Source organism: Rothia terrae, from assembly GCF_014705925.2.
GTDB classification, from domain to species: domain Bacteria; phylum Actinomycetota; class Actinomycetes; order Actinomycetales; family Micrococcaceae; genus Rothia; species Rothia terrae.
Genome location: NZ_CP061539.1, coordinates 397,746 through 423,271, shown reverse-complemented (window position 1 = coordinate 423,271; position 25,526 = coordinate 397,746). Strand labels below are relative to the sequence as shown.

Sequence of the window (25,526 nt, the reverse complement as noted above, 5' to 3'; positions counted from 1 at the left end):
CTTGCCTCCCCGCATTGTTAGCGGTCGAAGGTAGCCAGCCGCACAGCGCGCGCACTGTCTCTAGCGGCTCGCCATTGAATGAGGTACTGCATCAGGTAGCCGCCCAACACAACACCGCCGGCTAGAGCAACAATCGTCGATAAAGCAGAGACAATTCCCGCAACACCGGCAGTGGGATCAGATGAGACGCTAAAGGCATAGAAGCCCTTGAAGAAGGTCAGGCCGGGGAGCAGAAACATAATGCCGGGAACCGCAAATATAGCTCTCGGGGAATGTAACCTGTTGGCAAGATAAGCACTTACAGCACCCACCGTCAACGCCGCAAGAACCGTATTGACTCGGCTCATCTCAGCTCCTGTAAACGTGCTGTAACCATAATAAACAGCCTGCCCCAAGCCCGAAATCACAACGACCCAGCCCATGTTGGCAAGCGTCCCATGCACCACAGAGGCACACATGACGCTACCAATAATCATGCCGGCAATACTCATCCATAGAGGCGGTGGATTAAACACTACAGCCTGCACGTCAATCTCGGTGGCACCCAAATACCCCATCACCTCGGTAGCCGTGGCAATGCCGATAATCAGTCCCAAAAAGGTCATCGCGGTTGAAACCATTTTACCGGCAGAGGTCAGCGGAAAACCGTTAATCGCGTCCTGAACCGATGACACCAAAAAGAAGGTCGGCATAAACATCATCAGCCCACCACCGATGACGTGCGGGGCAGAAACCACAAAGCCTATATCACCAAAGAACGATGAATAGTCACTGATATACAGTGCTAGACCCGTCATCACACTGGCGTTGATAATCATACGGAAAAATCCAGGCAACCCGAATTTAGCGGCCCACTGCCCCGTCGTATGTAAAACAAGAAATACGAACACGGCAACCAGTGCACCGCGCCAGCTACCACCCACACCAAAGGTAAAACTCGCAGCCATTAGCAGGTTGAACAGCAATCCCTTAAACGGCGAGTTCAACTTGGGAGTGTCATTAATTTCTTGTAAACGCTTCTGCGCTTTCTCACGCGGCAATCCCTGCTCGGTGATGCTGTGAATCAGTTTGTAGACCTGAGACAGCGCGGCGTAGTTTTCAGACATCGAGCGCATCACGCGCACCGCAGTGTGGCTAAACCTAAGATCATCGGTGGTCTGAGTAAACGGCGAGTAGCTACCGCGATCCACGTCAGACACATAGTTGAGAATAATCGACTGGTTCGTCACGTTTGCTTCGACGTTCTCGAGCCCGTAGGCCGCGCAAACACCTACGATGGCAGCGTCAACGTCCATCGCATCGGCACCGTAATGAAACATGGTCTCGGCAAGGCGAACCGTAAAGTTCAAAACGTCGCGAGCCTGTTCTTTTTCTTGGACAAAGCCTTCGCGACGAATCTGCGCGCGCACCGAAAACTGTTTTTGAGCAACACGAGCCAGCCCTCGAATCGGCGCTGTCGGTGTTTGGTCACCCCTCATCCACTGCGCAAACTGTGATCGAGGTTTACGGGCCGGGACGGGCGCAGGCACAGCCGAGGGGTAGGACGCCTGCGGCAACTCGCCCTCAGTGGTGACGGACGGTGTTGAAAACTCGTGAAGAGCTACCGGAGTCTCAAATTCCGCGGCCGCTTCTGCTACCTCATCAGCCGTTGCGGAAATCCCCTGAGCCAGCGGCAGAGAAACCTCTTGACCGAACGCAGACACGGGGCCGGCGTTCTGAGGTGAGTTCTCAAAGGGATGAGCCGACGGGTGTGAGCTCATCGATCAAGAACCTGGGTGTTTTCTTCGTTGGTTCGGGCAGGTTTAAAGGTTTGAACGAGGTACTGGGTGATGTAGCCGCCCAGCACAACACCCGATGCCATCGACAGGATAATTGCCATTGCCGCGATAATTCCGGGAACGCCCAGCGACGAATTGGATTCCACGGTAAACGAATACAAACCGCGGAAGATTGAAAGACCGGGCAACAGGAAGGTCAGTGACGGAATTGAAAATATAGCCTGCGGGGCATGAAAGCGATGCGCGAGATACATACTCAAAAGACCGACCACAAAGGCAGCAACAGCAGTATTACCGCGTCCGCTACCCGTACCGAAGACGGCGGTGAAACCGTGGTACGTTAGCAGGCCAGCCAATGTAACAGCCATAATCCACATCAAAGTACTCTTACGTGCCTGCGTGGTAATACCTATTGCCAACGTACCAATCATCATGAAGGTAATGTTGATCAGCGGGGCAGGAAATTCAAAAGCACTTTGCGAAACATCCAGAGGCTGTGCGCCCACAAACCCCAACGCCGTCACGCCCGTTGCAAGACCAACCACAAGCCCTAAGAAGGACATACCGGTAGAAACCAACCTACCTGCAGCCGTCAGCGGGAACCCGTTGATAGCGTCCTGCACCGACGACACCAATTTGAAGGTGGGCACCAGCATAATCAAACCGGCAGCCACAATATGCGGCGCCGAAACCGGCAGGCCAACCCTCGTCAAGAACGAATTCTCATCACCTAAAGATATAGCCGCAAAGGTAATAAAGGCGGCGCTAGCGGCCATATGGAAGAAGCTCGGCATCTGTAGCTTGCTCAAGAACTGATCAAGAAAATAGACGCACAAGAAGAGAATCAGCGACACAACACCGGCTCGCCAGCTACCACCAATACCGATGGTCAACGCACCAGCGGCAACCGCGTTGCCTAACAGAACAACCAGCGGCGGGTACAGCTTTTTCGCGTTGTTAATCTTTTGCAGCTGTTTATCGGCCTGCTCACGCGTCAGGCCTTCTTCGGTAATCGAATGAATAAGCTTGTAAATATCGGCAAGCGCCGCGTAGTTCTCAGACCACGAACGCACCACGCGCACCACGGTGTGGCTAAAGCGTTCGATGGACGCAGAGGATCGAGCGTTGACGCCCTCGGAGCTAAAGACGTCATCGATGTCTGAGACGTAGTTGATAATCACTGACTGGTTAGTGATATCCACTTCGACATCGTCCAAACCGTAGGCGGCACAAACTGCAACAATGGCGGAGTCAACGTCCATGGCGTCTGCGCCATAATGGAACATGATCTCTGACAGGCGCAGAGTAAAGTTCAGTACTTCGCGGGCTTCTTCTTTCTCACGAACATAGCGTTCGCGGTGACGACGCGAAGACAGCGCAAATTGACGCTGCGAAATGCGCTCCAACCCACGAATGGGGCGGGTTAGCGACTTATCTGCCTGAACAAAGGACTTCAGCGAAGATTTAACACGGGACACCGGCTTGTGCGCGGGAGTGACCGTGGGGATGCTGATGGTCGCGGGAGCGACAGAGGGGTAGGACGCTTGCTGGATGCCCTGCGATGAGGCAACCGGTAGCGTAGTGGTTGCCAGCGGAATTGCGGATGTCAGCGGTGCTATTTCGTTGACCGGGCTCGCTGCGGGTTCGAAGGGGCTGGAGACAGGCTCAGCTGGTGCGGTGGGACTAACAGGTAGCTCAGGCGCCGTACCGAAAGCCTGCGTGGTGTCTTCTGCAGGCTTTTCAGTCTCCGTTTGCGTGAGCAGGTACTCTCGCAGTGAAGGATCTTTGACCTGCGACATTGAGATCGCGGGCAGTCCTTGCCCAAACGCATCCGCCGCCGAGACCGAATCACTATCTGCAGGAGCAAACGCATCAGTCGCGTCCTCGCTCGTTACAGCAGGCGAAGGCTCTACAGCCGCTGGGGCGGGCTCAGTTACCAGCTGACGTGGCAAAACATCGGTAGACCCAAAAGCACCGAATGCAGAGGTAGAAGCGCTCGTACTCTGCTCAAAAGCAGAAGGGTACGCTTTTTGCTGCAGTTCAGTCTTTTCTGCAGGACTCACGATGTTGCCGGCCTCCTTCTGCTGACGCAACGCCTCACACGGTTGAAAAAATGACTCCGACGGTTGCCGTACTTATCTTTTATCAATATAAAAGATGAAGACGCAACCGCCGAAGCCTATTTCTAAGATACTTTGATTCACCTGCACAGCAAGCGCTTAGATCTTTGCTTAGTAGAAAGGCTGACCAGTCTTACGAACCCACAGCTGGCGCATAACCTTCTCAGCGAAGTTGGTCCACAGTTTGTACTTAGCGGGTGAAATAACCTGATCGTAGACACCCACAAAATCCACAACGTTCTTAGTGAATGATGTCTTGAACAGGCCCAAACCGTAGTAGTTGTGCTCCTTGTTCTTCAGCTGATCGCTCGGCGGAGTACCGCAGAAATCATATTCTACGATTCCGTGTTCCTTCATAAGGTCGGTCAGAGCGGTCCACTGAACCTGGTGCGAATCGCCGTACTGCTTACGACGCGGCTTTGAACCGCCATCCTTGTAGGTGCCCTTATTGCCGTAGTTAATAACGTAGGCGCCCACTGAAGGCTCACCGTCTTCGTAGGTGAAGTACAGGCGTCCCTGGCCAGCCTTTTCGAAGGTGGTCCAGAAATCACGGTAGTAGTCGAATGAACGCAGGTTCACATTAGCAGTACCCTGGCCGACGGTGTCCATGAGAGCGTACATCTTGCGCATGTTCTCTTCGGTCAGCTCGACGCGGGTTACTTCGCAACCTTCGCGCAGTGAACGGCGCACAGCATTGCGGCCGCGTGAGCTCAACGACTTCAAAACGTCGTCTTCACTCTTGTTGGTATCAAGAATCGCGGTGGAATCATTGGGCTGAATGTTGAATGACTTCACCAAGCCGGTGCGTGCCAAGAACGCGTTCGTTGACTCAGAAGCCACGATATCCGGCTCGATCTTTACTGCAAATACGCCAAGCTTGTTCTCTTCAATGAACTTCTTGTTCGCATCCAAAATCTCGGGGATTTCCTCAACGCTGTATACGTCGGGGCCCTTAATCATGTACCAGATTTTGCCGACACCGGGAACAGCTTTTTCAAGCACCAGGTTGTAGCTGGTGAAAGGCACCTGTTCACCTTCACGTACAGTAGTGCCCTCGTAGACAAGGTACAGCGGCTTCCAGCCGTGCTTAGCTTTTACTGCTGCGAAGGACGCCGACTGCAGCAGGTTGCCGCCATTAGGGTTCGCGGTGACGTGGGAATCCCACTCCGCGATTTCTTCTGCGGTTGCAAAGCGTGCGGTAAATTCTCGCAAGGAGCCTCAACTCTATCTTTCAGGCGCACTCTCAATGCGCGGTACATTTGCTCTCCCACAAGTTTAGCGATGATACCGGCAGGTTTACAGTTTTCACGCGCGTGAGCTACACGTTATCGTTCATACCCCTTACTTTTGGCGTCCTGTGGATGCGGATTGGCGGGTTCGCTAGATACCGTACGCAGCACCGCTGTAGTGCGGCCAAGCTTGGGCATAAAAATATCGCCCCGGCTCTCACATCCTTGCGGGAGCCGGGGCGATACTAACCGATAGAGCTAAGAATTACTCAGCGTCGTGGTCGGTTTCGAGGATCTTGACGAGGGAGTCAAGTGCTTCTTCAGCACCTTCACCTTCAGCGCGCAGAACAACCTTGTCGCCGTGCTTTGCACCGAGCGACATTAGTGAGAGGATTGACGCTGCGTCCATAGCCTCGTCTGCGGGCTCGCCTTCAGCTGCGATGGTTACCTCAACGGGCAGGTCGCCTGCTGCTTCTGCGAAGATAGCTGCGGGGCGTGCGTGCAGGCCAACGCGGCTTGCGATGGTGGCAATACGTTCTGCCATGATGATTCTCCTTTATGGGAATGTTGTGGAATATGTTCTTCCACTATCGAGTCTAAAGCAGGTTTCGCACATTTTGGGTACGAAACCACGCCTTTTTGACTCACATTACAAAGTGTTTTTAGTGTTTACAGACCGAGTTCATCCAGAACAGGGAGCATGTCGCGAGCTGCTGCCTTAGCCTCAGCTGATGAGATCTGTGACAGAGCCTCAACCGCAATCTGCTGCGCCTTTTCCTTGGTAACGCTCTTGAGAACCGCTGAAACCGCTGCGATAGCGCCAGCGTTCATCGAGAGGGTATCTACACCAAGACCAACCAGAACAACTGCCAGAGCCGGATCAGCTGCAGCTTCACCACAGACCGAAACGTACTTCTTGGTACCGGTTGCGGTGGATGCGCGGCGTGCACCCTCAACAGTCAGCTTGATCATCTTGAGAACAGCGGGCTGCCAGGGGTTGTTCAGGTGAGCAAGATCGCCGAGCAGTCGGTCTGCTGCCATGGTGTACTGGGTGAGGTCGTTGGTACCGATTGACACGAAGTCAACTTCGCCCAAGATAGCTTCAGCGTTGACAGCTGCAGCCGGGGTCTCAACCATAACACCGCGGGTTTCCAAGCCAACTTCCTTGAGCATGTTCGCAAAGTTGCGAGCCTCGGAGGTGGTTGAAATCATCGGAGCCATAACCCAGATGTCAGCGTCTGAACCCTCTGATGCCTTCTTGATTGCCTCAAGCTGGCGGGTCAGAACACCGGGAACGGTCCAGTCGGTACGGAAGCCACGAACACCGAGTGCGGGGTTCTCTTCTTCCTTAGTGTTCAAGAACGGCAGGGGCTTGTCAGCACCAGCGTCCAGGGTACGAACGACAATGTGCTTACCGGGGAAAGCGTCAAAGACTGACTTGTAGGTTTCAGCCTGGGTTTCCACTGAAGGCTCAGCGTCGTAGCCCAAGAAGCCGAACTCGGTGCGGAGCAGACCAACACCTTCAGCCTTAAGGCCGGCAGCCTTTTCAGCGGACTTGCCGTCGCCAACGTTTGCGTACAGCGGCACGTGGGTGCCATCTGCCAGAACGCCTTCGCCGTCGAAGTCAGCTAGGGGCTTGCGGTTAGCGTACTTTTCAGCAGCTTCGCGGTCTTCGTCGGTGGGCTCAGTGTTAACAACGCCCTCGTTGGAGTCAACGTAAACAACGGTGCCGTTTTCAATTTCAGTAACACCCTTTGCCGCAACGATTGCAGGCAGACCAAGGCCGCGAGCAAGAATTGCGGTGTGAGCCTGAGGGCCACCGTCTGAGGTAATCAAAGCGATAACCTGCTCGGGGTTCAAGGTTGCGGTATCTGCCGGAGCAAGATCAATCGCTGCCAGAACGAAAGGCTCATCTGAGGTAGGAATACCGGGGGTGGGCTGGCCGGTCAGCTCTGCAACGATGCGTGCGCGAACGTCGTAGATATCGGTCACGCGCTCAGCCATGTAGCCGCCCAGTGCCTGCATCTGGTCTGCGAATGAAGTCGCTGCTTCCCAAATAGCGCGCTCGGGAGCTACACCCTGGTTCTCAACGAGCTTGATAGCGCCCTTGAGCAGTGCGCGGTCGGTTGCCATCTGAGAAGTTGACTTCAAAACAGCTTTACCGTCGCGAGAAGCGTGTTCAGCACGATCCAGCAGATCAGCCTTTACAGCCTCAGCTGCTGCCTTGATGCGTTCTGCAGCCTGCTCACCGGTTTCGTTCGGGTTGAGCTTGAGGTTAGCTGCCGGTTCGCCGATGGGCTCGGGCATCTGAAGAACGGGGCCAATAACGCGGCCTGCGTAGACGCCTACGCCTTTATAAGTAGTCATGTGCTTATCCTTTGACAGATTGTCGTTGCCTAAATTCTACAAGAGATTTAGGCGTCTACTTTGTTCTTGGAGCGTGCACTCTTGAGTGCGATGTACACAAGAGCGGTGACAACAGTACCGGCGATGACCGATACAAGGAACATAGGAATGTTGGTTGCAAGACCGATAATCCAGATACCACCGTGCGGTGCAGGTGATGCAACGCCCGATGCCATGGAGATTGCGCCAGCTATAGCTGAGCCTGCCATGGATGCGGGGATAACGCGAGCGGGGTCTGCAGTCATGAAGGGGATCGCGCCTTCAGAGATGAAGGATGCGCCGAGCAACCATGCTGCCTTGCCGTTTTCGCGTTCGGGTTGGGTGAAGAGCTTACCGCGCAGGGTGGTAGCAAGTGCCATACCCAGCGGAGGGGTCATGCCGGCGATAATAACGGCTGCCATGATTTCGCGTGATGCATCGGTGTTAGCTGCAAGACCAGCGGTTGCAAAGAGGTAGGCTGCCTTGTTGACGGGTCCACCCAGGTCGAAGCCCATCATGAGGCCGAGGATGATACCCAGAAGAACTGCGCTGGTGCCGCTCATGGAGGTCAGCCAGTTGTTCAGTGAGGTGGTAATCCACGCGATGGGGCCACCGAGAATCAGAAGCATCAGACCTGCTGAGAACAGGGTTGCAATCAGCGGAATAATAACAACGGGCATCATAGAGCCGAGCCAGCGCGGCAGCTTGAGCTGCTGCAACCAGTAAGCGCAAAGACCAGCAAGAAGACCGGCGACGATACCGCCAATGAAGCCGCCACCAACGGTAACAGCGATAGAACCGGCGATGAAACCGGGTGCAATACCGGGACGCTGTGCCAAACCGTATGCGATGTAAGCAGCGAGTGCCGGAATCATGAGGCCAAGGCCGGTTGAACCGATGGTGTGCAAAGCTGCACCCAGGTAGAGGCTCAGCGGAACACCCTGCAGGTTGAACAGACTACGGCCTGATTCACCGTTGAGGTCAAGGATTGCCTTGGGGTCTACTTCGCCCAAGTTAGGCATGGTGATGGCCTCGAGCATGAAGCCGATTGCCAAGATGATACCTGCCGCAGCAACGAAGGGAATCATGTAAGAGACACCGGACATCAGTGCCTTGTAGATGCGCTTGCCCCATGAACCGTTTTCATCAGCGGAATCAGCGGTTTCTGAGACAGCACCCGCGCCCGATACACGACGACCTGAGGGGTTATCGGCTTCTGCTAGAGCGTTCTTAATGAGCTGCTCGGGTTCATCGATACCGCGCTTGACGGGTACTTCAACGTAGGGCTTGCCCGCAAAACGCTCGCGTCCACGAACGGGAACGTCAACAGCGAAGACAACGGCGTCAGCAGCGTCAATGTCAGCCTGAGTGAGCTTGTCACCACCGGAAGAACCCTGCGGCTCTACCTTGAAGTCAACGCCCATGTCTTCAGCGGCATATGTCAGGCCGTCTGCTGCCATGTAGGTGTGCGCGATGCCGGTGGGGCATGCGGTGATAGCTACAACCTTACGGCGTGCGCCAGAAGCTACGGGGGTTGCGTTCGCCTCGGTGGATGCTACGCCCGCGGTGTTATCGGCAGTGTGAGTATCTGCGTTAGCACCTGCTGCAACAGAACCCGCAGCCACAGATGCGGCACCGGCAGTAGCAGCGCCAGCCGAGGTAGTTGAGGGTGACTGCTGGGCAGCTGCCTGCTCAGCGGTGCGCCCAGAACCATCAGCGTTAACGCCGAGGGCATCATTCACCAAATCTACGACTTCCTGCTCAGTCTGAGCTTCGCGTAAAGCCTTAGTGAAAGACTTCTTCATCAGTGAGCGAGCCATCTTCGACAGAATTTTCAGGTGAGCCTGATCGCCATCTGCAGGAGCAGCAATGAAGAAAATAAGGTCGGCTGCGCCGTCCTTAGCACCAAAATCAACGCCGGGGTTAGGACGGGCCATCGCCAGTGTCGGTTCGGTAACTGCCTCGCTACGGCAGTGAGGAATCGCAATACCACCGGGAATACCGGTATCGGTCTTTGATTCACGTGCTTTTGCGTCCGAGTACAGTGTTTCAAAACTGTGCGCGCGACCAGCATTCACAACGGATGTCACCAGGTGTTCAATCACGTTAAAACGTGATTCACCGAGGTTCTTGTCGAGCGTGACAAGATCCGCAGTGATAAGTGCAGACATGTGCTCCTCCTTAGAAGATGTCTCTCATAGGGGTGGTGCGCGCACAAAGACGCGCGAAAGATTGAAGTTTTACAGCGACAGCTCGCGTACCGTGACGGCCTCGGGAGTTGTCTGGGCAAGGGGGGGCACCTGAGTGCCGGGCAAAGATGCAGCAGCTGAGCCGTGTGCAACTGCCTGAATCAGGCAATCCACGGGAGCTTTACCCTGCTCGCTTGCAATCAGGTAACCTGCCAACGATGAATCGCCCGCGCCCACAGTGGAACGCACCTTTACGGGAGCGTGCTGAGCGTGCCAAGCACCGTCTTTAGTCACCAGAACTGCGCCCTTGCCGCCCAAGGTCGCCAAGACAACATCGATGCCGCGCTCCACAAGTTCGCGCGCAGTGCGGGCAGTAAGTTCAGGGTTGCCTTCTAGCTCATCGGCTGCCTCGGGACGGCCAACGAGCTCCGCAAGCTCCTCAGCGTTGGGCTTGATGAGGTTGGGCATACCGTCCTGACCGTTGACCGCATCGCGCAACGCAGCGCCAGAGGTATCAACAGCAATAGAGGGTGCCTTCTCCCCCAGTGCCTCGCGGATAGCGCGACCAACAACGGAGTAGTAATCGCTCGGGATACCGGGAGGCAAGGAGCCAGCTAGAACCAGCCACGATGCGTCCTGAGTCTCCTGAATCAGAAGACGAGTGAGCTGCTGCTGGGCAACATCATTCAGCGGAGTACCCGGCGCATTGATCTTGGTGGTGGTGCCATCGGGCTCAACAATGGTGATGTTGGAGCGAATGGGCTCGCCAGTTGGCAAGTTCTTGCACGCAACATTGTCTTCAGCCAGGCGCACCAACACAGCGTCGGTATCATCACCGGGCAAAACGGCGGTGGTTTCAAACCCTGAGTTCTGAAGCGCACGAGAAATATTGACGCCCTTGCCACCCGGGTCTTCAACAGCACGCTCAGCACGGATAACTGCATCGCGGGTGAGAACGCCGGGAATCTCTACAGTGCGGTCCATGCTCGGATTCGCGGTTAGTGTAACAATCATGCGATGAGCACCTCTACATTTGATTCTTCGAGGGCAGCAGCAAGCTCGCCCTCCGGGGCTTTATCGGTGATGAGGGTATCGATATCCTCAAGACCTGCAAAACGAACGAGTGACTCTTGAGCGAACTTGGCAGAATCGCACAGAAGAACAACTCGGCGCGCTGATTTTACGATTGCTGTTTTCACGATTGCCTCGTTCAATCCCGGGGTGCTAAGACCAAATTCGGGATCGAGACCGTTCACGCCGATGAAAGCGATGTCGGGTCGAATCGTTGAAAAATGCTCAGCAGCGCGCGCGCCCACTGCTGCCCACGTCATCTTGCGTAGTTGCCCGCCCACGAGGTCAAGGACGACGCCGTCCGCCTCTGCAAGCTTGACAGCAATGTGCAGAGCGTGGGTAATAATCAGGCGATCAGCACCTGACTTTAAACTGAAATTTTCACTCGCGATACGGTCGGCAAGAATTTCGATAGTGGTACCGGCGTCCAAGACAACAGCGCCAGCATCTGAGTCTCGCAACAGCTCGTATGCCTTATGAGCGATACGCTGCTTCTCGGGTGTGTTCATGCTCTGGCGTAGAGCTATTGAAGATTCAACCGAGGTGGACTGTTCAACAGTTACAGCACCACCATGCACACGACGTAACTTGCCCTCAGACTCTAAAGCGGCCAAGTCACGACGCACGGTTTCCATCGTGACTTCGTATCGTCGTGCCAAATCAGCACCGTTAACGCGTCGAGCGGAAGCTACGAGCTTCGCTATTTCAGCACGGCGTTCTTCAGCGAACATGAAACTACCTTTTGTGTGGAGTTTGACCTTTAGAGCGGTCCTTATACATTTGATTTTATGTGGGTTTTTGTTGTTCAGTCAATGCGAAGCGCGCTGATTTAACCTTTTCTTGGTTGCGTTTTTCGCGGATTATGTTGTTTTTTTCACTCGAGTTCTTAAGCTATTGAGCACCCACGCCAATAAAGCTCCTACGAGCGCACCCAAAGTATTGGCCATGATATCCCACCAGGAACTTGTTCGCTCCGGCATAAAAAACTGTACTGACTCGATAAATGCAGAAGCACAAAAACCACACACGGCGGCTATAAAACGCAACCGCGCGGGCAACACAAAAAACAACAAGAAACCAAACGGAACGAACATCACCACGTTGGAGAGCCATTCGATACTCGAATAGTCCACCCATCCCGGTAAAAATCCTTCGGCGCGTCCTCGATCGATAAAATCAACCAGCGCACCGCCAGCGGCATTGTCATCGACGTGAGCTGGCCAGAACACGACAAAAACTAGCGCTATCGCATAGAGCGATAACGCTAGATGAAGCATTTTTTGAGGTCGAGGTAACGACGCTGCCACTAGACCTTCAGCATCGGTTCGTTATCGACGTCCCACGCGAACAGACCGTCCAGCGGCATATCATGAGGAATCGCGTTTTCGATGGGCGAAGGTACTTCTGCTCCGCGGGCTGCTGAGAGAGTACGACGAATTAGGCTGCCGTGCGATACAGCAATGACGCGTTTTCCCGGGTAGTCACGCACGATTTGGCGCAGGGTGCGAACGCCGCGGGTAAAGACATCGCGTTCTGGCTCAACGCCGCTGTAGAACTTTTCTGGATGCGCGCGTTGCTCAGCGGGAATATCAAGCCCCTCCGCCTCGCCGTAGGAACGCTCTTCAAGACCGGGGTAAGTGCGGTCAACTTCTAGCCCGAAGTAGCTGCCAATAACCTGCGCGGTTTCGTATGCACGAGACAGCGGTGAAGAAACCAGCACATCGAATTCAAAACCCTCTTCAACCAGCTTTTTGCCGGTTTCATGGGCTTGTTCGCGTCCTCGATCATTCAGCGGGATATCGCTGGAGCCCTGCATCTTCTTCGCTTTGTTCCAGTCTGTCTGACCGTGGCGAATCACTAGCAGGGCGCCGCCGCCTAAATCTTTGGTCAGTTCTTCAGCTCGTACCATGTGTTCTTTCCTTCTACGCGCGTGGCTTATTGACCGTTCAATAGCTGTTTTTTAGATTCTGCGGTGAGCTCAGTGACGCTGGCGTTCGCGGGAACCTCGAAGACCTCACCCACCAGCGAACTCATTGTTTTGGCAATCCACATGCCGTGGGTGACGATAATCAGGTTCTTGTCGCCATGTTGCTCAAGAACCTGACGCAGAGCCTCAAGGTTTCGTTGCACGAAGGCGTCCATCGGCTCAATGTCAGCAAAATTTTCATCCATGTGTTGCCAGTTCTCGGGCGTTACCACCTGCCCTTCAGCCTCGCCAAAGAAGCGCTCCATCAAACCATCATGAGTACCGATGACAGGAAGCTCAAGAGACTCAGCAATAATCTGCCCGGTCTCAGCTGCCCGCGATAACGGCGAGGTGAGAACAGCATCCCACGCAAAATCAGGCTCGCTCTGTGCCCGCATCAGCGCAAAATCACTCAAGTGAGCGGCAGCCTCAGCAGCCTGCTCCCGTCCCGTAGCATTCAAAGGAATATCAGACTGTCCCTGAAAACGATGTTCGAGATTCCAGTTGGTTTGACCGTGACGAATAAATACGTGAGTTTTCTCGTGGAATTGAGGCATACAAGCATTATCGCATTTAAGTTATATCCACCGCATACAGCGCAGAGCGTAACCTATACCTCTATTCTCCTCGCGTAAACATGAAACAATAGAGACTATGTTTGAGCTTTCTACTCCCTCTGACTGGTACCCCACCTGCGCAGTCTTTGATTGCGACGGTGTTCTCCTTGACTCAGAATCCAAATGGCAAGAAGTACAAGATGAGCTGTGCGCTCACTATAACGTCACCTTTGACGCAGAAACTGAGGACGCTCTCGTCGGCTCAGCAGCGATTGACTTCGCCAAAACCCTCGCTGAATTTTCTCAGCCCGAAGGTGCCAGCGCCGAAGAGAAAAAAGCTCATGAAAAGAGCGTGATTGACCACGTGTTTGAGGTCGAATCAGAAATGCTCAAGCGCGATATTGACCCTGTCGAAGGTTCACTCGAAACTATTGCTAAGCTATCGCGCATCATTCCGGTGGCAGTTGCTTCTAACTCATCGGGTGAACTCCTGACTCAGAAGATGCAGACCTTCGGTTTCGATCAGTACCTCACCACCTGGGTTTCGGCAGATGACGTAAAAAACCCCAAGCCCTCCCCCGATATGTACCTTGAAGCGGTACGACGCCTGGGCGGAGATCCTCAGTACGCGCTCACCGTTGAAGATTCCAAAGCCGGTGCACGCGCTGCGCAGGGTGCTGGAACTCAGACCATGATTTACGTGGGGCACGGCGAGACCGGTGCGCAAGGTAACGGTATCTTCAGTGCGTTCAACGACCCCGACTTCCAGGCTCAGATTGATGAGTGGTTGGAAAAGTCCGAAGCTAACAAGTAGCACTAGGCTACGCTTTTATTTTTCACAAGGAGGTGAAACATGAGCTCTGATAAAGATGCCAACGCCAACCCACGCCCGGCAACTAAGTACGGGTTGCGCTATGAAGATTTGAGCGACGAAGACCGCGAGTTCTTCAGACCTTTCTGGCAAGAGCCAGAACCGCACCCCAACTTTGTAGTACACGATGAGAACCTGGTGCGTGCCCGCGTCCGCATGGCAACGGGGCTCAGTTTCACCCTGGTTCTGGTTGGAATACTGCTCACCCTCGCGCTCGCTGCCTCTCAGCTACCGTTGTTGGCGGGGGCAAGCGTCGTTGTAGCGGGGCTAGGTCTCTTTGGGCTGGTTGCTGTTCGACGACGCTTGTTCGCGTGGTTACGTGTGCCAGGTTCTTCACCGCCTACCAGGAACAAGAAGGCGCGCTGGTTCTGGCTACCCCACACAATCGTCATCATCTCAGTGCTGTGTATGGTGGCAAGCTTTGCGGTGGTTCCCCAGTTTGTAACTCACCTGGATGAGCTACACCAGCGTGCGTGGAGCATTTTCTTCGCCGAATTCGGCTTCTTCGGTCTGTTGGTGGCGGCGCTCATGTATGGCCTGATTGCTCTTGCCGCGTATTCAAAACACGACGATGATGAGCGCATCATGCGTCCTACCGACTACGCCGAGCAGATGCTTGAAAAGGATTTGCGAAAAAGAAGCGGCGATGATTTCTACGATTCAGACTGGATTACCGGCAAACGACGCTAGCTAAGACCTCGTTAATAACAAAGTGATCACGTAACCGTCAAAATCCGCTGCTTTTCGGCAGTATTTTGATGGTTACGTGGTCACTTTGTGTAAGAGGTGTTTTTTATCGGCGCATGACCTTGCGTGCCAGCAGGTTACCGATGAGCTGAACCAGCTGCACCAGCACAATAATGACTGCCACAACAGTCCAGGTAATCATGTCGTTGAAGCGCTGGTAGCCATCGACAAGCGCGAGCTTACCCAAGCCGCCACCGCCGATGTAGCCCGCCATTGCAGACATATCGACAACGCCAATCACCAAGAAGGTGTAACCCAGAATCAGTGGGCCAAGAGCCTCGGGGATCATGACGTTGAAGAGGATGCGTGACTTAGACGCGCCCATTGCGCGGGCAGCTTCTACAACACCCGGGTCAATCGATACCATGTTCTGCTCAACGATGCGAGCAATGGCAAAGACAGCACCAACACACATCGCAAAAATCGCGGCGTTAGTGCCCAAACGGGTACCGACCACAGCAGAGGTTACCGGCCCCAGAGCCGCCAGCAAAATGATGAACGGAATGGGGCGAACAACGTTCACCAAGAAATTCAGAACAATGTTGATGGGACGGTTAGCAAGAATATTGCCCTGACGCGTGGTGTACAGCAAAGCGCCGAGCACCAAGCCGATCAGACCCGCGATGAGCATGGTCATTGAAACCATGAACAGGGTTTCTTGCAACGCCGGAATCAGCTTATTGGGAATGAAGGTATCCCAGTTGACGTCTGAGAGTGACATTAACGAACCACCTGTACTCGGGTTACGGTTTGGAGTTCAGCGACAACAGCATCGATGTTGATGATGTCGCCGATGAGTTCAAGGGTGAGGGTGCCATATGTTTTACCTTGCAGAGTTTCAAGGCCGCCTTGGACGATGTTGAAGCGGACGCGTCGCTCGTTGAGTCGAGAGAGCACCTGACCGAGTCGATCGTTGCCCTCGGTGATTTCAACGTTGATGAGGTAGCCCTTATGACGCTGCTTGAGATCATTTGCTTCTTCACCGGTAGGTGAGGTCTTGACCGTGGTAGCAACAAAGCGCTGAGCTGTTGCGGTTTGCGGGGCTGAGAAGACGTCGTAGACGTTACCGAGTTCGACTACACGGCCCTTCTCCATAACGGCAACGCGGTCGGCAATCGATGAGACAACGTCCATCTCGTGCGTAATGACCACGATAGTGATGCCGAGTTCGTTGTTGACGCGCTTGAGAAGCTCAAGGACCTCTTGAGTGGTTTCGGGGTCAAGCGCTGAGGTTGACTCATCAGCCAGCAAAAGGGTGGGTGAAGTTGCCAGCGCGCGTGCAATACCAACGCGTTGCTTCTGACCGCCGGAAAGCTGATCAGGGTAATTCTTAGCTTTATCAGCAAGACCAACGAACTGCAGCATCTCAGCGACGCGTGCCTTGCGCTTTGCCTTATCCCAGCCAGCTACCTTCAGCGGGAATTCGACGTTGGCAGCTACTGTGCGAGAGTTCATCAGGTTGAACTGCTGAAAGATCATACCGATGTTAGTGCGAGCCTCGCGCAACTGAGATTCGCGCTTGCCGGAGACTTCAAAACCATCAACAATCAGGTTGCCGCTGGTAGTTTCTTCCAAACCGTTGATAAGACGTACAAGGGTTGACTTGCCTGCGCCCGAGTAGCCGATAATCGCAAAAATTTCACCGCGATTGATGGTCAGCGATACGTCGTTGACGGCCGTGACCAGGTTTTTTCCGACCTTAAATTCTTTAGTGACGTTTTTGAGCTCAACCATTTCGGTTGCGCCGCGAGAAGCGGTCTGAGGTACTTGGCTCATTTATTACCTTCACATGTGTTGGGGTCTCATAGCGGGCGTACCCGCGCTAGCTTACCTGTATCTCAGCGCGTAAGCCAATGACAGCAAAAGGCGGTAGCCGGTCAGTCTTTCGCCATGTCAGAAACTGGTATGAAGGCTGTGTTTTCCGGCTACCGCATCATTGCGTAGTTGAAAGAATTAGGAGTTCTTCTTTGATTCTTCGAGCTGCTTTTGGGTATCGCGCAACTCTGAAACGTCGGTGTTTACCTCAACTGCGGTGCCACCGGTGACGTCCTTGACAACGTCCTGAACTTCCTGGGTGTGGTAAAGCTCAACGATCTTCTTGTAGGTTTCGTTGTCTTCATCACCGGAGCGTGAGACGAAGAGGTTGACGTAGGGGCGAGCGGATGCGTTAGCGGGGTCGTCCTGAGCCAAAGCGTCGTTGGGGTTCAGACCAGCGTCCTTGATGAAGTCATTGTTGATGACTGAGCCGTCTACTGACTCCATGGAGATCACGGTCTGGGTTGCGTCAACCGGGGTAACCTTCACCTTTGACTTGTCGGTATCGACGTCGTCAACGGTGGGGGTGTCTTTTTCAGTCTTGAATTCGATGAGGCCGTTTGCCTTCAGCAGCTGCAGTGCGCGAGCTTCGTTCACGGTGTCGTTAGGTATTGCGATTTCGCCACCCTGAGGAATTGACTCTACGGAGTCATGCTGCTTGGAGAACAGTGCCATCGGGTAGATAACGGTGGGGCCAACAATCTGCAGGTTGTCATCAGCTTCTACGTTGTAGTTTGACAGATATGCGATGTGCTGGAACCAGTTCAGGTCTACTTCGCCGTCTTTGAGAGCGGGGTTGGGCTGGTTGTAGTCGGAGAACTCAACGAGCTCGATGTTAATGCCCTCGTTCTTAGCGACCTCAACGAGCTTGTCGTTAACCTCGTCAGAACCGACAACGCCGATCTTAACGGTTTCTGCTGAATCTGATGAGCCGCAGGCTGTCAGACCGAATGCGAGCGGTACGAGAGCCAAAGTGGCAACAAATTTCTTCACGGCTATGAATCTTTCTGTTGTAAGAAGTGTGAAAATGCGACCACGTTTTCATGCAGATGACACTGATTTTTTCGTGGCTGACGCAGTATTTTTGTGCGTTCTTCAATTACAACATGAGCACTGGGCTTTCACGATTTTTGAGGAAAACTTAAACTCTTTTTCAGCAACATGGCGTCACCTCGTAACACTTTGTAACACTAACGGATGACGCCAATACAAACTGATAGCGGTTGATACTGAGCTGTGAACCCCCCTTATACACAAGTTGCGTGCGGATACCGGGCTGCAGCCCAGCATCCACACGCAACTTTTAGCTAGACACAGAGAACTTATTTGCTCTTCTCTTGTAACATTTCACGCACCTGACGACGCTGCGTCTTGCCCAGCATGGTGCGGGGTAGATCATCAACAGCGATGTAGCGGCGGGGCACTTTATAACGAGTGACCTTGCTGTACATGTGATCCTTCAAAGCCTGCTCATCAAGCGCGTGGCCGGGAGTCGGAATGATAGCCGCAACGACGTCCTCGCCGCCGCGAGGATTCGCTAAACCAACAACGGCAGCATCGGACACAGAGTCGTGCTGTTTCAGCGCTGTCTCAACCTCGGTGGGCGAAACGTTGAAACCGCCTGTAATAATGACTTCTTTAATGCGGTCAACAACGTAAAGGAATCCGCCCTCGTCCATAGTGACGATATCGCCGGTACGCAACCAGCCACCGTCGATGAGGGTGCTGTGCGTTTCTTCCTCTAGCTTCCAGTAACCCTTGAAACGCTGAGGACCTTTGACGAGCAACTCACCTTCTTCGCCAAGCTCAATGTCCTCCAGCGTCTCGGGGTTAACGATGCGCAAGTCGGTTGAGGGGAACGGTAAGCCGATGGAGCCCGCCTTACGGTTGGTACTCAGCGGGTTGCAGCTCACCAAGGGGCCGCACTCGGTCAGCCCGTAGCCTTCAACCAGGTAGCCACCGCTTTGCTCTTCCCATTCAGCAACGAGTTCCGGCGGAAGGTTCATTGCACCCGATACGGCGTAGTCCACGCCTTTGAGCAGGTGTAGCTGGCCGCGCTCCTTAGCGGTATCAAGGAGTCGACGGTAGACCGGAGGCACTGCAGGCAAAATGGTGGGGGTGTTCTTCTTCATCGCCTTGAGAATCAAATCGATATCCACGGTGGGAAAGAGCACCAACTTGGCTTGAATAAGCACAGAAATAGTCAGCCCCAGCGTCAAACCGTACGCGTGAAAGAGCGGCAGAACACCGTAAATAATGTCGTTGCCCTTGGGCTGAATCCACGCCTTACCCATTCGAGCGTTAGACTCCAAGTTGCGGTGAGTGAGCATAACACCCTTGGGCTTTCCAGTAGTGCCTGAGGTGTACTGCAAAATCGCAATATCATGAGCCGTCGGGCGGTGGTGGCCGGCATCGATAGGCTGATTTTTCAGCAGGCTCTTCCAGCTAATGGCACCGCGGGATGCCACGCGTCCTTCAAGTTTTTCGCGTGACTCTTTCATGCTCTTGACGGGCATCTTCAGCGCCGTGCGCATCACCAACGGCATGGCTTCGATGAGGTTGACAGAAACCACAGTAGAAGGACGCACGTCGAAGGGTAAATCAAGCACGTTAGCGAGCGCTTTGTCCCAGACGATAGCGACTTTAGCGCCGTGGTCTTCGAACATATGGCGGAGCTCTGCCGCTGTATACAGCGGGTTGTGCTCAACGACCACTGCGCCGAGCCTAAAAGCTGCGTAAAAAGCGACAACGTGTTGCGGGCAGTTGGGAAGGACGATAGCGACGCGGTCGCCGGCTTGAACTCCGGCTTGGCGAAGGCCTTCTGCCACGCGGCGAATCTGGTCGCCGAGCTGACCGTAAGTGGTGGTTGCGCCAAAGAAATCGAGGGCGATGCGGTCGGGGGCGCTTCGCACAGCGTGTTCCATGAGGTGGCTGAGTGAGGTCTCGGGCAGTTGAATATCGCGTTCTACGCCCGGGTGGTAATTCTGAATCCAGGGACGCGTCGAGAGGGGGTACTGAGGTGAAGTATTGTCTTGCGCTGAATGCATGTCTTTGATTGTGCCATAGTCTCAGCGAGCGTGAGAGGTATGTGTGCTTTGTTTTCTTCCCCCAGGCAGGCGTCTCGAGAGGTGTTGTGCGGGACGTATTGCTGACATACTAAGTCTTATGGCTAAAAAGAAATCGCGGGACATCACACCCGAAGAGTTTAGCGAGCTGATGCGGGAGATTATTAAGCGTTTTATGATCGCTGGTCTCGCGGTTGCTGCTTTTGGTTTTTTGATTGTTATCGCGCTGCTGGTGTGGGGAAAGTAGGTACAAATGGTAGAGAATGTTGACCGCAACAAGCCTTCGGTAACCTTTAACAAAATGGTTTCCGGCAAGGCATACCGCCCCGATAAGTACTGTTCTGCGATGACCCGCCGCGGTGAAGATCTGATTCAGGTGTACACCCAGCAGTACCGCGAGCGCGATAAAGAAGGTATGAAGAAAACTCTCACCGGCTTGCTTGGCGCAGTGGGCGAGGATGTGACGTTCCGCCCGCCGCTCAACTTTGATTACGGCGTCAACACCTTTATTGGCGATCACTGTTTCTTCAACTACGGCGCCATGATTTTGGACGTCGCTGAGGTGCGCATCGGTGATTTCTTTATGGCAGGGCCTAACGTTCAGTTTTTAACGCCCACTCACCCGCTCAACCCTGAGGACCGTCAGGCGCTGTGGGAAGGCGGTCAGCCCATCACCATTGGCAATAATGTGTGGGCAGGTGGCGGAGTGATTTTCTGCCCGGGCGTCACCGTCGGTGATAACTGTGTGATTGGTGCCGGTTCTGTGGTCACCAAGGATATTCCGGCGCACTCGGTAGCAGTTGGCAACCCCGCCCGCGTCATTAAAACTGTTACCGCCGATGACCGCCCCGCCGCCCCTCACCAGTTCAGCGCTGAGGCACTAGCGCAAGAAGAATAGGATGCCTATGCCCCGTTCACCGCGTTCATCAAGCGATGCAGATATTTGGGACGATATCTTGGCAGATGATGACGAGGCCACGAAGGTCCTCAGTTATCAGCCGCAGGAATCTACCGAATTTTCTTCTCAGCAGGAATCTTCTACTGAGCACTTAGCATCCATCAGCGCCGAGCGTCCGATGCGTGCACCGCGTCCGGCAACTCCAGCATCAGTTCAAGCTGCCCACGAAGAGCAACCGGTTGCCTCTCGACGGGAGAAAAAACGGGGCAGAAAGGCTTCTGAAGAACGTGAGGCCCCCGTTGAGACACGTTCACCGGCCTTCCAGTCGCAGGCGCCCAGGGTGCCTTCACGGTTTGCCAGGATGCAGTTGTGGCCCGGTTTTCTGGGTTTCCTCGCGTCCGCTACAGCGCTGCAGGGTATTCTCTGGATGTATCAGCTCATCATCCGTGGTGCGGGGTTAGATCATGCCATTTCTGTACCTGTTGCCATAGAACGCGCCCTTACGCAGGACGCGGCTTCCGCCCCCACGCACTGGATTAATTTCGGTGTGCTTCTTGCGCTCTGGGCCTGCGCTTTCGGCCTCGGTGGCTATACAGCGGCCAGGCTTGCCCGCTTTGTTGCTCCCAAACAGGGATTAGCGGTCTTTCTCTGGTTCATTCTTGCCAGTGCGCTCTCTACTATGGTCAGCTTCCTCTGGAAAAATTTGCTGCCGTCCGAGCCCTTTTTCTCGTGGATGCGGTTGGCAGATGCGTCGGTGAGCAACAACGTTTTAGGTCTTTTAGCTATTATTCTCGCAGCACTCGGCGGCGTGTTATTGGGCTCACTTATGGGCAAAAGCTACGGGCAAAAACTTTCTAAAGAAAATTCTGTTTATCACTAAAAGGTCCTTATTACTCAGCACGCTTATTTCAAAACCAAATATGATAAAAATCTATTCAAACAGCCCAAAAATTATGCTTTTTGTGTAAACTTTTTGGTCTACTTTGTGGGCTATAACGATAGAATATAGATGCCCTGTAGGCAGTGAGAACATTATTTGCGACCGATTTGGGGGCACATAACAGTGCATCGGTACCTCCATAGATGGTGTTTTCATCGCCCCACCAATTCGCTAACACCGCGTATGAACGGTACGCATAACACCAAGGGGAAAGAGATATGACAGTCACTAAAGTCGCAATTGTTGATGATCACGAAGTAGTTCGCGAAGGACTTCGCGCTGTAGCTCTTCAGCGAGACGACGTTGAGCTCGTTGCCGCCGCACCCACCGTCCTTGATTTGCTGATTGCCCTCGGACGCAACCCCCGTGACCCCGCTGTGGCAGACCTCGGAAAAGTCAAGCGCGAGTGCGATGTCGTCCTGCTCGACCTTTCCCTTCAGGATCGCTCACGCCCCGGTGAAAACGTTGAACTGCTTCAGCAAGCCGGCATTAAGGTTCTTATTTTCAGCATCGGTGAAAACCCCGCACTCATTCGCGAGGCTCTCAAGCAGGGCGCACTCGGCCTTGTCCGCAAGTCAGAACCGCTTGAGCACGCTCTTCACGAGGCTCGAAACATTGCCGACGGCAAGGCTGTTGTCACCAAAGAACTAGCAGCTGCTATCGATTCAGACCCGGAGTTCTCCAAGGCGAACCTTTCTCCTCGTGAGCAGGAAACTCTGCGTCTTTACGCATCAGGCTTTGCACAGGTACAGGTTGCCCGCCGCATGGGCATCAAGCAGTCCGCGGTAAAGACCAACATCGACCGCATCCGCGAAAAATATGCACGCGTTGGACGCCCCGCGCCCACCAAGATTGATCTGCGCATCCGTGCTATCGAAGACGGTCTCGTAGACACCATGGAAGACGTCAAAAGCGCTGAGCGCTACCTCTAATTATTGAGGTAGCCGCATAGCGCCGTTCCCCCACGAGAGAAGAATTGACTACTCATACAGATGTCACTAAGGACTTAGCGCGATCTCTGAATTCTCAGCGAGGTAATCGTAAGAATTTTATTGGTCCGATTACCTTTGAGCTTTTTTGTCGCATTGAAGTTCTGTATGCGGTTTTAGCCCTGGTTATTGTCGTACAGATGGCGGCAACATCGGGTGGTTATGCCGCGTGGTTCAACGTGGTGGGGCTTGTAATGGTGGTTCATGCAACCCTTTTAATGTTTTACGGGTTGCGTAAAAGCTTTTCGCCCAGTTTGATGCGACCGGCATCCATCTTGACTACCGCCGCCTATCTTTTGTGGCCACTAGCACTTTCGCCCGGGGAATCTCCGTATTCTTGGATTTGGGCGCTGGCGCTGTACGGCATGCTCACTCCCCTGACGCTGTACAGCGCTGTGGGGCTGGTATTGCACATTGTAGGTTTCGCGGGGCTGTATACCGCCTCTTTGATAGTGGCTCACCTTCTCACAGATACACCGTTGCAGGGCGATCTCATGAGTCTCTACCTCGGCTACCTTATCGGCTCCTGCGTACTCTTAGCAGGCTTTATCGGGCTCATTATCGACTCCGCGCACGACGCTGACACCCTCTACAACGAGACTCTCGGCGCCCAGCTTCGTATGTACCGCACGCGCGATCTTTCGAACCAGCTTCAAGAGTTCGATAAGCTCGTGCACGATAACGTGATGGCAACTTTGTTGGACGCGTCCCGCCAGCAAGGTCCGCTAGCGGAACGTACCAAGCGGCTTGCCGAGCGCGCACTTGGCGTGCTCGATGAGGAAAGCGCGAAAACACAGTTTGAGCTACCGCTGACCTTCCAAGGACTAACGGAGCAGGTAGCGGAAGGTGTTTCGCCGTGGAACAGCCGTTTACGCTTCAGCGATATTGAAGCGCGCCAGGCATACCCGCCGGCAGACGCTGAATCAGTAATCCCCTCGCCAGCGGCACGAGCCTTCGTGCACGCCGTCACCGAGGCTGTCTCCAACAGCGCCCGCCACTCAGGCACCCGCACCACCCACATCAACCTGCTCACCGAGTACCGCCGTCCTTTCCGCGAAAGCCGCTCCGCAGAACCGCGATCATTTATTATCTGCACCGTCACCGACCGCGGTGCAGGCTTTCAGATGAAAGACATCGACATCCGCCGCATGGGCGTCCGTGTATCAATGATGCACTCTATGAAAGAAGCAGGCGGCGAAGTACGCATTGAATCGGCTCCCGGCAGAGGAACCAAAGTTACCGTGCAGTGGCCGGGAGAAGAATAACCGTGAACGTAAATTTTGACTTTGTTCATAGCAAATACTTCAAATCAGCGATTATTGCCTACATCCTCACCGTACTCATCACCACCGTCATCTGGTCATACTCGCATCCGTTGATAACCCATATCGGCGCTTTTTCATTCTGGTCATTCACCAGTTTCTCGCTAGCTTTTCTCCTCGCCTTTGCAGAACCCAGTAAACCGCGCCTACCCGAGATTTACGTTCCCATCATCGCGCTACTGTCCATGTACAACCTCGAGACCACGCTGGAAGTACTGCCCCACTCTCTCCCGCACGGTAGCGCTCTCATGGTGGCTCTGCCTATCCAGGCGATCTGTCTGGCTCTTATCTTCCGCAAACGCTCTATCGCGGGGTGGATGGTCTTCCTCTTCATGCTTTTGCAGATTTCGCACTGGTATCAGCCATTCTCGCGTCCTCTCACGGACTTTCTAACGCTATTCCTGGTTCCCGCCATCGTGCTTGCTACCGCGCACACCATGAACGGTCTTTCAGACTCCGCCTTTCAACAGGCAGAAGAATCTGCACAGCTACTAAAAACCGCGCATCACGGCCACGAAGAAGAAGAGGGCCTGGGTAACGTCGCATCCCAGCGCGTTGAAGAGGTACGCGCCCTCACCGTCGATATGCTCAAGCGCATAGCCTATGACCCAACTCCCGTGACTGCCGAAGAGACCAACCAGTTCAGGCTGACCGAGGCGCAGTTGCGCGACACCATTCGTGGACGCCACATTGTCAATAAAGACATTCTTAAAGCTACGTGGGAAGCTCGAAGCCGCGGCACACGCGTCGATATTTTGGACGAGTTAGGCAGCAAGCTACCGGAGTACATTATTCAGCCGCTCACCGAAAGTGCCCTAGAAGTTCTCTCCGTGGCAACAGGCGGAACAGTGACGATTCGAGCCTTCCCGCAGTCCGATCCTATTGCCGTTATGGTTGTCTATGATGGTGGTGTCGATGAAGAGAACCCGATTGCTATTGAAATTGACCGGAATACGGGAAATATCGATCGTTTCTAAGAAAAACTTTTTTCAGAGTGACCCACAAAGAAAACCCTAGTCAAAGCCATTATTCAACCTCTAAAGGGTGGTATTTAACCCCGTGTAAACAGGTATGGGGACATACTTTTATTTTCGACTAAGGCACAATAGTAAGAGTTCAAGGGAACACGAGTCGGGGGACTCTTTGTGTTGTTCTAGTGATGTTGGGGGACGGATCTAGAACCGTAGCTCTTGAACGTAAGATATTTGCAACCGCAACCTTTGTGCGAAATTTCGCCAAAGAGTGCTACGAGCTTGGGGAAGTTTCGTGCACATTGCGGATTGCACCTTTATCTTCAAATGAAGGCTCTCATGATGAGAGCCTTCATTTTTTATATCTAAATGCTGTCACGATGCCGCATAGAAAGCCTCAGGCTCTTTTTCGCGCGCCGCATAGCTACCCGTCAAGTTTCTACTCACCTTTTGCTCTCACCGGGGAGGAGCCGGAAAGACAAGTGCAGTGCGCTTATGCCCCACTGAAAGGCTCTCCTTTTCGTGGAGAAAGAGAATTCTAGAAAAATAAAAGGCGCCCTTACCTGCGCTCTTGTTCAAGAGGCAGATAGGGACGCATCGGCAACACGTTGTG

General features: G+C 53.9%; 23 protein-coding genes. 8 read left to right on the top strand and 15 right to left on the bottom strand.

Annotation, left to right across the window (positions count from 1 at the left end; all coding sequences use genetic code 11):
• Positions 1–17: 17 nt before the first annotated feature.
• The 11 genes from IDM49_RS02040 to IDM49_RS01990 all read right to left on the bottom strand — a co-directional run bounded on the left by IDM49_RS02040 (position 18) and on the right by IDM49_RS01990 (position 13,295).
• Positions 18–1,760, bottom strand: a complete 1,743-nt coding sequence (locus tag IDM49_RS02040; RefSeq protein ID WP_190724850.1) for a threonine/serine exporter family protein — start codon at positions 1,758–1,760, stop codon at positions 18–20.
• Entirely contained in the window at positions 1,757–3,841 is a 2,085-nt protein-coding gene (locus tag IDM49_RS02035; protein ID WP_190724849.1) for a threonine/serine exporter family protein, read from the bottom strand. The genes IDM49_RS02040 and IDM49_RS02035 overlap by 4 nt, the downstream gene beginning before the upstream one ends.
• Before the next feature lie 168 nt (positions 3,842–4,009).
• Complete coding sequence (locus tag IDM49_RS02030) at positions 4,010–5,110, bottom strand: lipid II:glycine glycyltransferase FemX (RefSeq protein ID WP_190724848.1); 1,101 nt, start codon at positions 5,108–5,110, stop codon at positions 4,010–4,012.
• A 282-nt stretch (positions 5,111–5,392) separates the two neighbouring features.
• The gene (locus tag IDM49_RS02025; RefSeq protein WP_168614631.1) at positions 5,393–5,671 is read right to left on the bottom strand and encodes an HPr family phosphocarrier protein; all 279 of its coding nucleotides are present in this window, start codon (positions 5,669–5,671) and stop codon (positions 5,393–5,395) included.
• Between the two features lie 125 nt (positions 5,672–5,796).
• Positions 5,797–7,494 carry a phosphoenolpyruvate--protein phosphotransferase gene (ptsP, locus tag IDM49_RS02020; protein WP_190724847.1) on the bottom strand — a complete coding sequence of 566 codons (1,698 nt, stop codon included), beginning with the start codon at positions 7,492–7,494 and terminating at the stop codon, positions 5,797–5,799.
• Between the two features lie 47 nt (positions 7,495–7,541).
• Entirely contained in the window at positions 7,542–9,683 is a 2,142-nt protein-coding gene (locus IDM49_RS02015) for a PTS fructose transporter subunit IIABC (RefSeq protein WP_190724846.1), read from the bottom strand.
• Positions 9,684–9,752: 69 nt separating this feature from the next.
• Positions 9,753–10,715: a 1-phosphofructokinase family hexose kinase gene (locus tag IDM49_RS02010; protein ID WP_190724845.1), complete on the bottom strand. Its 963-nt coding sequence runs from the start codon at positions 10,713–10,715 to the stop codon at positions 9,753–9,755.
• Positions 10,712–11,503 carry a DeoR/GlpR family DNA-binding transcription regulator gene (locus IDM49_RS02005; protein WP_190724844.1) on the bottom strand — a complete coding sequence of 264 codons (792 nt, stop codon included), beginning with the start codon at positions 11,501–11,503 and terminating at the stop codon, positions 10,712–10,714. Before IDM49_RS02005 ends, IDM49_RS02010 begins: the two co-directional genes overlap by 4 nt.
• 129 nt (positions 11,504–11,632) lie before the next feature.
• Positions 11,633–12,079 carry a VanZ family protein gene (locus IDM49_RS02000; RefSeq protein WP_228008149.1) on the bottom strand — a complete coding sequence of 149 codons (447 nt, stop codon included), beginning with the start codon at positions 12,077–12,079 and terminating at the stop codon, positions 11,633–11,635.
• Positions 12,079–12,681: a histidine phosphatase family protein gene (locus IDM49_RS01995; protein WP_168614637.1), complete on the bottom strand. Its 603-nt coding sequence runs from the start codon at positions 12,679–12,681 to the stop codon at positions 12,079–12,081. Before IDM49_RS01995 ends, IDM49_RS02000 begins: the two co-directional genes overlap by 1 nt.
• Before the next feature lie 26 nt (positions 12,682–12,707).
• Entirely contained in the window at positions 12,708–13,295 is a 588-nt protein-coding gene (locus IDM49_RS01990) for a histidine phosphatase family protein (protein ID WP_168614638.1), read from the bottom strand.
• A 97-nt stretch (positions 13,296–13,392) separates the two neighbouring features.
• Here IDM49_RS01990 and IDM49_RS01985 point away from each other — a divergent pair, with 97 nt between their 5' ends.
• A complete protein-coding gene (locus IDM49_RS01985; protein ID WP_190724843.1) occupies positions 13,393–14,109 on the top strand; it encodes an HAD family hydrolase in 717 nt (238 codons plus the stop codon).
• A gap of 39 nt (positions 14,110–14,148) precedes the next feature.
• On the top strand, positions 14,149–14,856 hold the full coding sequence (locus IDM49_RS01980; protein WP_190724842.1) for a hypothetical protein: 708 nt from the start codon (positions 14,149–14,151) through the stop codon (positions 14,854–14,856).
• 103 nt (positions 14,857–14,959) lie between these two features.
• Here the strand turns inward: IDM49_RS01980 and IDM49_RS01975 are convergent, their stop codons facing one another.
• The 4 genes from IDM49_RS01975 to IDM49_RS01960 form a co-directional block, all read right to left on the bottom strand.
• Complete coding sequence (locus tag IDM49_RS01975) at positions 14,960–15,634, bottom strand: methionine ABC transporter permease (RefSeq protein WP_190724841.1); 675 nt, start codon at positions 15,632–15,634, stop codon at positions 14,960–14,962.
• Positions 15,634–16,689, bottom strand: coding sequence for a methionine ABC transporter ATP-binding protein (locus IDM49_RS01970; RefSeq protein ID WP_228008148.1), 1,056 nt, complete (start codon positions 16,687–16,689; stop codon positions 15,634–15,636). Before IDM49_RS01970 ends, IDM49_RS01975 begins: the two co-directional genes overlap by 1 nt.
• A 177-nt stretch (positions 16,690–16,866) precedes the next feature.
• A complete protein-coding gene (locus IDM49_RS01965; RefSeq protein WP_168614642.1) occupies positions 16,867–17,721 on the bottom strand; it encodes a MetQ/NlpA family ABC transporter substrate-binding protein in 855 nt (284 codons plus the stop codon).
• 329 nt (positions 17,722–18,050) lie between these two features.
• Positions 18,051–19,775, bottom strand: coding sequence for a long-chain-fatty-acid--CoA ligase (locus IDM49_RS01960; protein ID WP_190724840.1), 1,725 nt, complete (start codon positions 19,773–19,775; stop codon positions 18,051–18,053).
• Positions 19,776–19,893: 118 nt separating this feature from the next.
• Here IDM49_RS01960 and IDM49_RS01955 point away from each other — a divergent pair, with 118 nt between their 5' ends.
• The 6 genes from IDM49_RS01955 (at position 19,894) to IDM49_RS01930 (ending at position 24,919) form a co-directional block, all read left to right on the top strand.
• A complete protein-coding gene (locus tag IDM49_RS01955; RefSeq protein WP_168614644.1) occupies positions 19,894–20,040 on the top strand; it encodes a hypothetical protein in 147 nt (48 codons plus the stop codon).
• 6 nt (positions 20,041–20,046) lie between these two features.
• Complete coding sequence (locus tag IDM49_RS01950; RefSeq protein ID WP_322745986.1) at positions 20,047–20,691, top strand: sugar O-acetyltransferase; 645 nt, start codon at positions 20,047–20,049, stop codon at positions 20,689–20,691.
• Between the two features lie 7 nt (positions 20,692–20,698).
• Positions 20,699–21,571: a hypothetical protein gene (locus IDM49_RS01945; protein ID WP_190724839.1), complete on the top strand. Its 873-nt coding sequence runs from the start codon at positions 20,699–20,701 to the stop codon at positions 21,569–21,571.
• 278 nt (positions 21,572–21,849) lie between these two features.
• On the top strand, positions 21,850–22,563 hold the full coding sequence (locus IDM49_RS01940) for a response regulator transcription factor (protein ID WP_190724838.1): 714 nt from the start codon (positions 21,850–21,852) through the stop codon (positions 22,561–22,563).
• 44 nt (positions 22,564–22,607) lie between these two features.
• On the top strand, positions 22,608–23,885 hold the full coding sequence (locus IDM49_RS01935; RefSeq protein WP_190724837.1) for a sensor histidine kinase: 1,278 nt from the start codon (positions 22,608–22,610) through the stop codon (positions 23,883–23,885).
• A gap of 2 nt (positions 23,886–23,887) precedes the next feature.
• Positions 23,888–24,919, top strand: coding sequence for a hypothetical protein (locus tag IDM49_RS01930; protein ID WP_190724836.1), 1,032 nt, complete (start codon positions 23,888–23,890; stop codon positions 24,917–24,919).
• The last annotated feature ends 607 nt before the right edge of the window (positions 24,920–25,526 follow it).

Bases quoted from the DNA above. Each gene is read 5' to 3' on its own strand.
- IDM49_RS02040 (WP_190724850.1), bottom strand. From the start codon at position 1,760: ATGAGCTCACACCCGTCGGCTCATCCCTTTGAGAACTCACCTCAGAAC.
- IDM49_RS02025 (WP_168614631.1), bottom strand. From the start codon at position 5,671: ATGGCAGAACGTATTGCCACCATCGCAAGCCGCGTTGGCCTGCACGCA.
- ptsP (WP_190724847.1), bottom strand. From the start codon at position 7,494: ATGACTACTTATAAAGGCGTAGGCGTCTACGCAGGCCGCGTTATTGGC.
- IDM49_RS02015 (WP_190724846.1), bottom strand. From the start codon at position 9,683: ATGTCTGCACTTATCACTGCGGATCTTGTCACGCTCGACAAGAACCTC.
- IDM49_RS02010 (WP_190724845.1), bottom strand. From the start codon at position 10,715: ATGATTGTTACACTAACCGCGAATCCGAGCATGGACCGCACTGTAGAG.
- IDM49_RS02005 (WP_190724844.1), bottom strand. From the start codon at position 11,503: ATGTTCGCTGAAGAACGCCGTGCTGAAATAGCGAAGCTCGTAGCTTCC.
- IDM49_RS01995 (WP_168614637.1), bottom strand. From the start codon at position 12,681: ATGGTACGAGCTGAAGAACTGACCAAAGATTTAGGCGGCGGCGCCCTG.
- IDM49_RS01990 (WP_168614638.1), bottom strand. From the start codon at position 13,295: ATGCCTCAATTCCACGAGAAAACTCACGTATTTATTCGTCACGGTCAA.
- IDM49_RS01985 (WP_190724843.1), top strand. From the start codon at position 13,393: ATGTTTGAGCTTTCTACTCCCTCTGACTGGTACCCCACCTGCGCAGTC.
- IDM49_RS01980 (WP_190724842.1), top strand. From the start codon at position 14,149: ATGAGCTCTGATAAAGATGCCAACGCCAACCCACGCCCGGCAACTAAG.
- IDM49_RS01975 (WP_190724841.1), bottom strand. From the start codon at position 15,634: ATGTCACTCTCAGACGTCAACTGGGATACCTTCATTCCCAATAAGCTG.
- IDM49_RS01970 (WP_228008148.1), bottom strand. From the start codon at position 16,689: ATGAGCCAAGTACCTCAGACCGCTTCTCGCGGCGCAACCGAAATGGTT.
- IDM49_RS01960 (WP_190724840.1), bottom strand. From the start codon at position 19,775: ATGCATTCAGCGCAAGACAATACTTCACCTCAGTACCCCCTCTCGACG.
- IDM49_RS01955 (WP_168614644.1), top strand. From the start codon at position 19,894: ATGGCTAAAAAGAAATCGCGGGACATCACACCCGAAGAGTTTAGCGAG.
- IDM49_RS01950 (WP_322745986.1), top strand. From the start codon at position 20,047: ATGGTAGAGAATGTTGACCGCAACAAGCCTTCGGTAACCTTTAACAAA.
- IDM49_RS01945 (WP_190724839.1), top strand. From the start codon at position 20,699: ATGCCCCGTTCACCGCGTTCATCAAGCGATGCAGATATTTGGGACGAT.
- IDM49_RS01940 (WP_190724838.1), top strand. From the start codon at position 21,850: ATGACAGTCACTAAAGTCGCAATTGTTGATGATCACGAAGTAGTTCGC.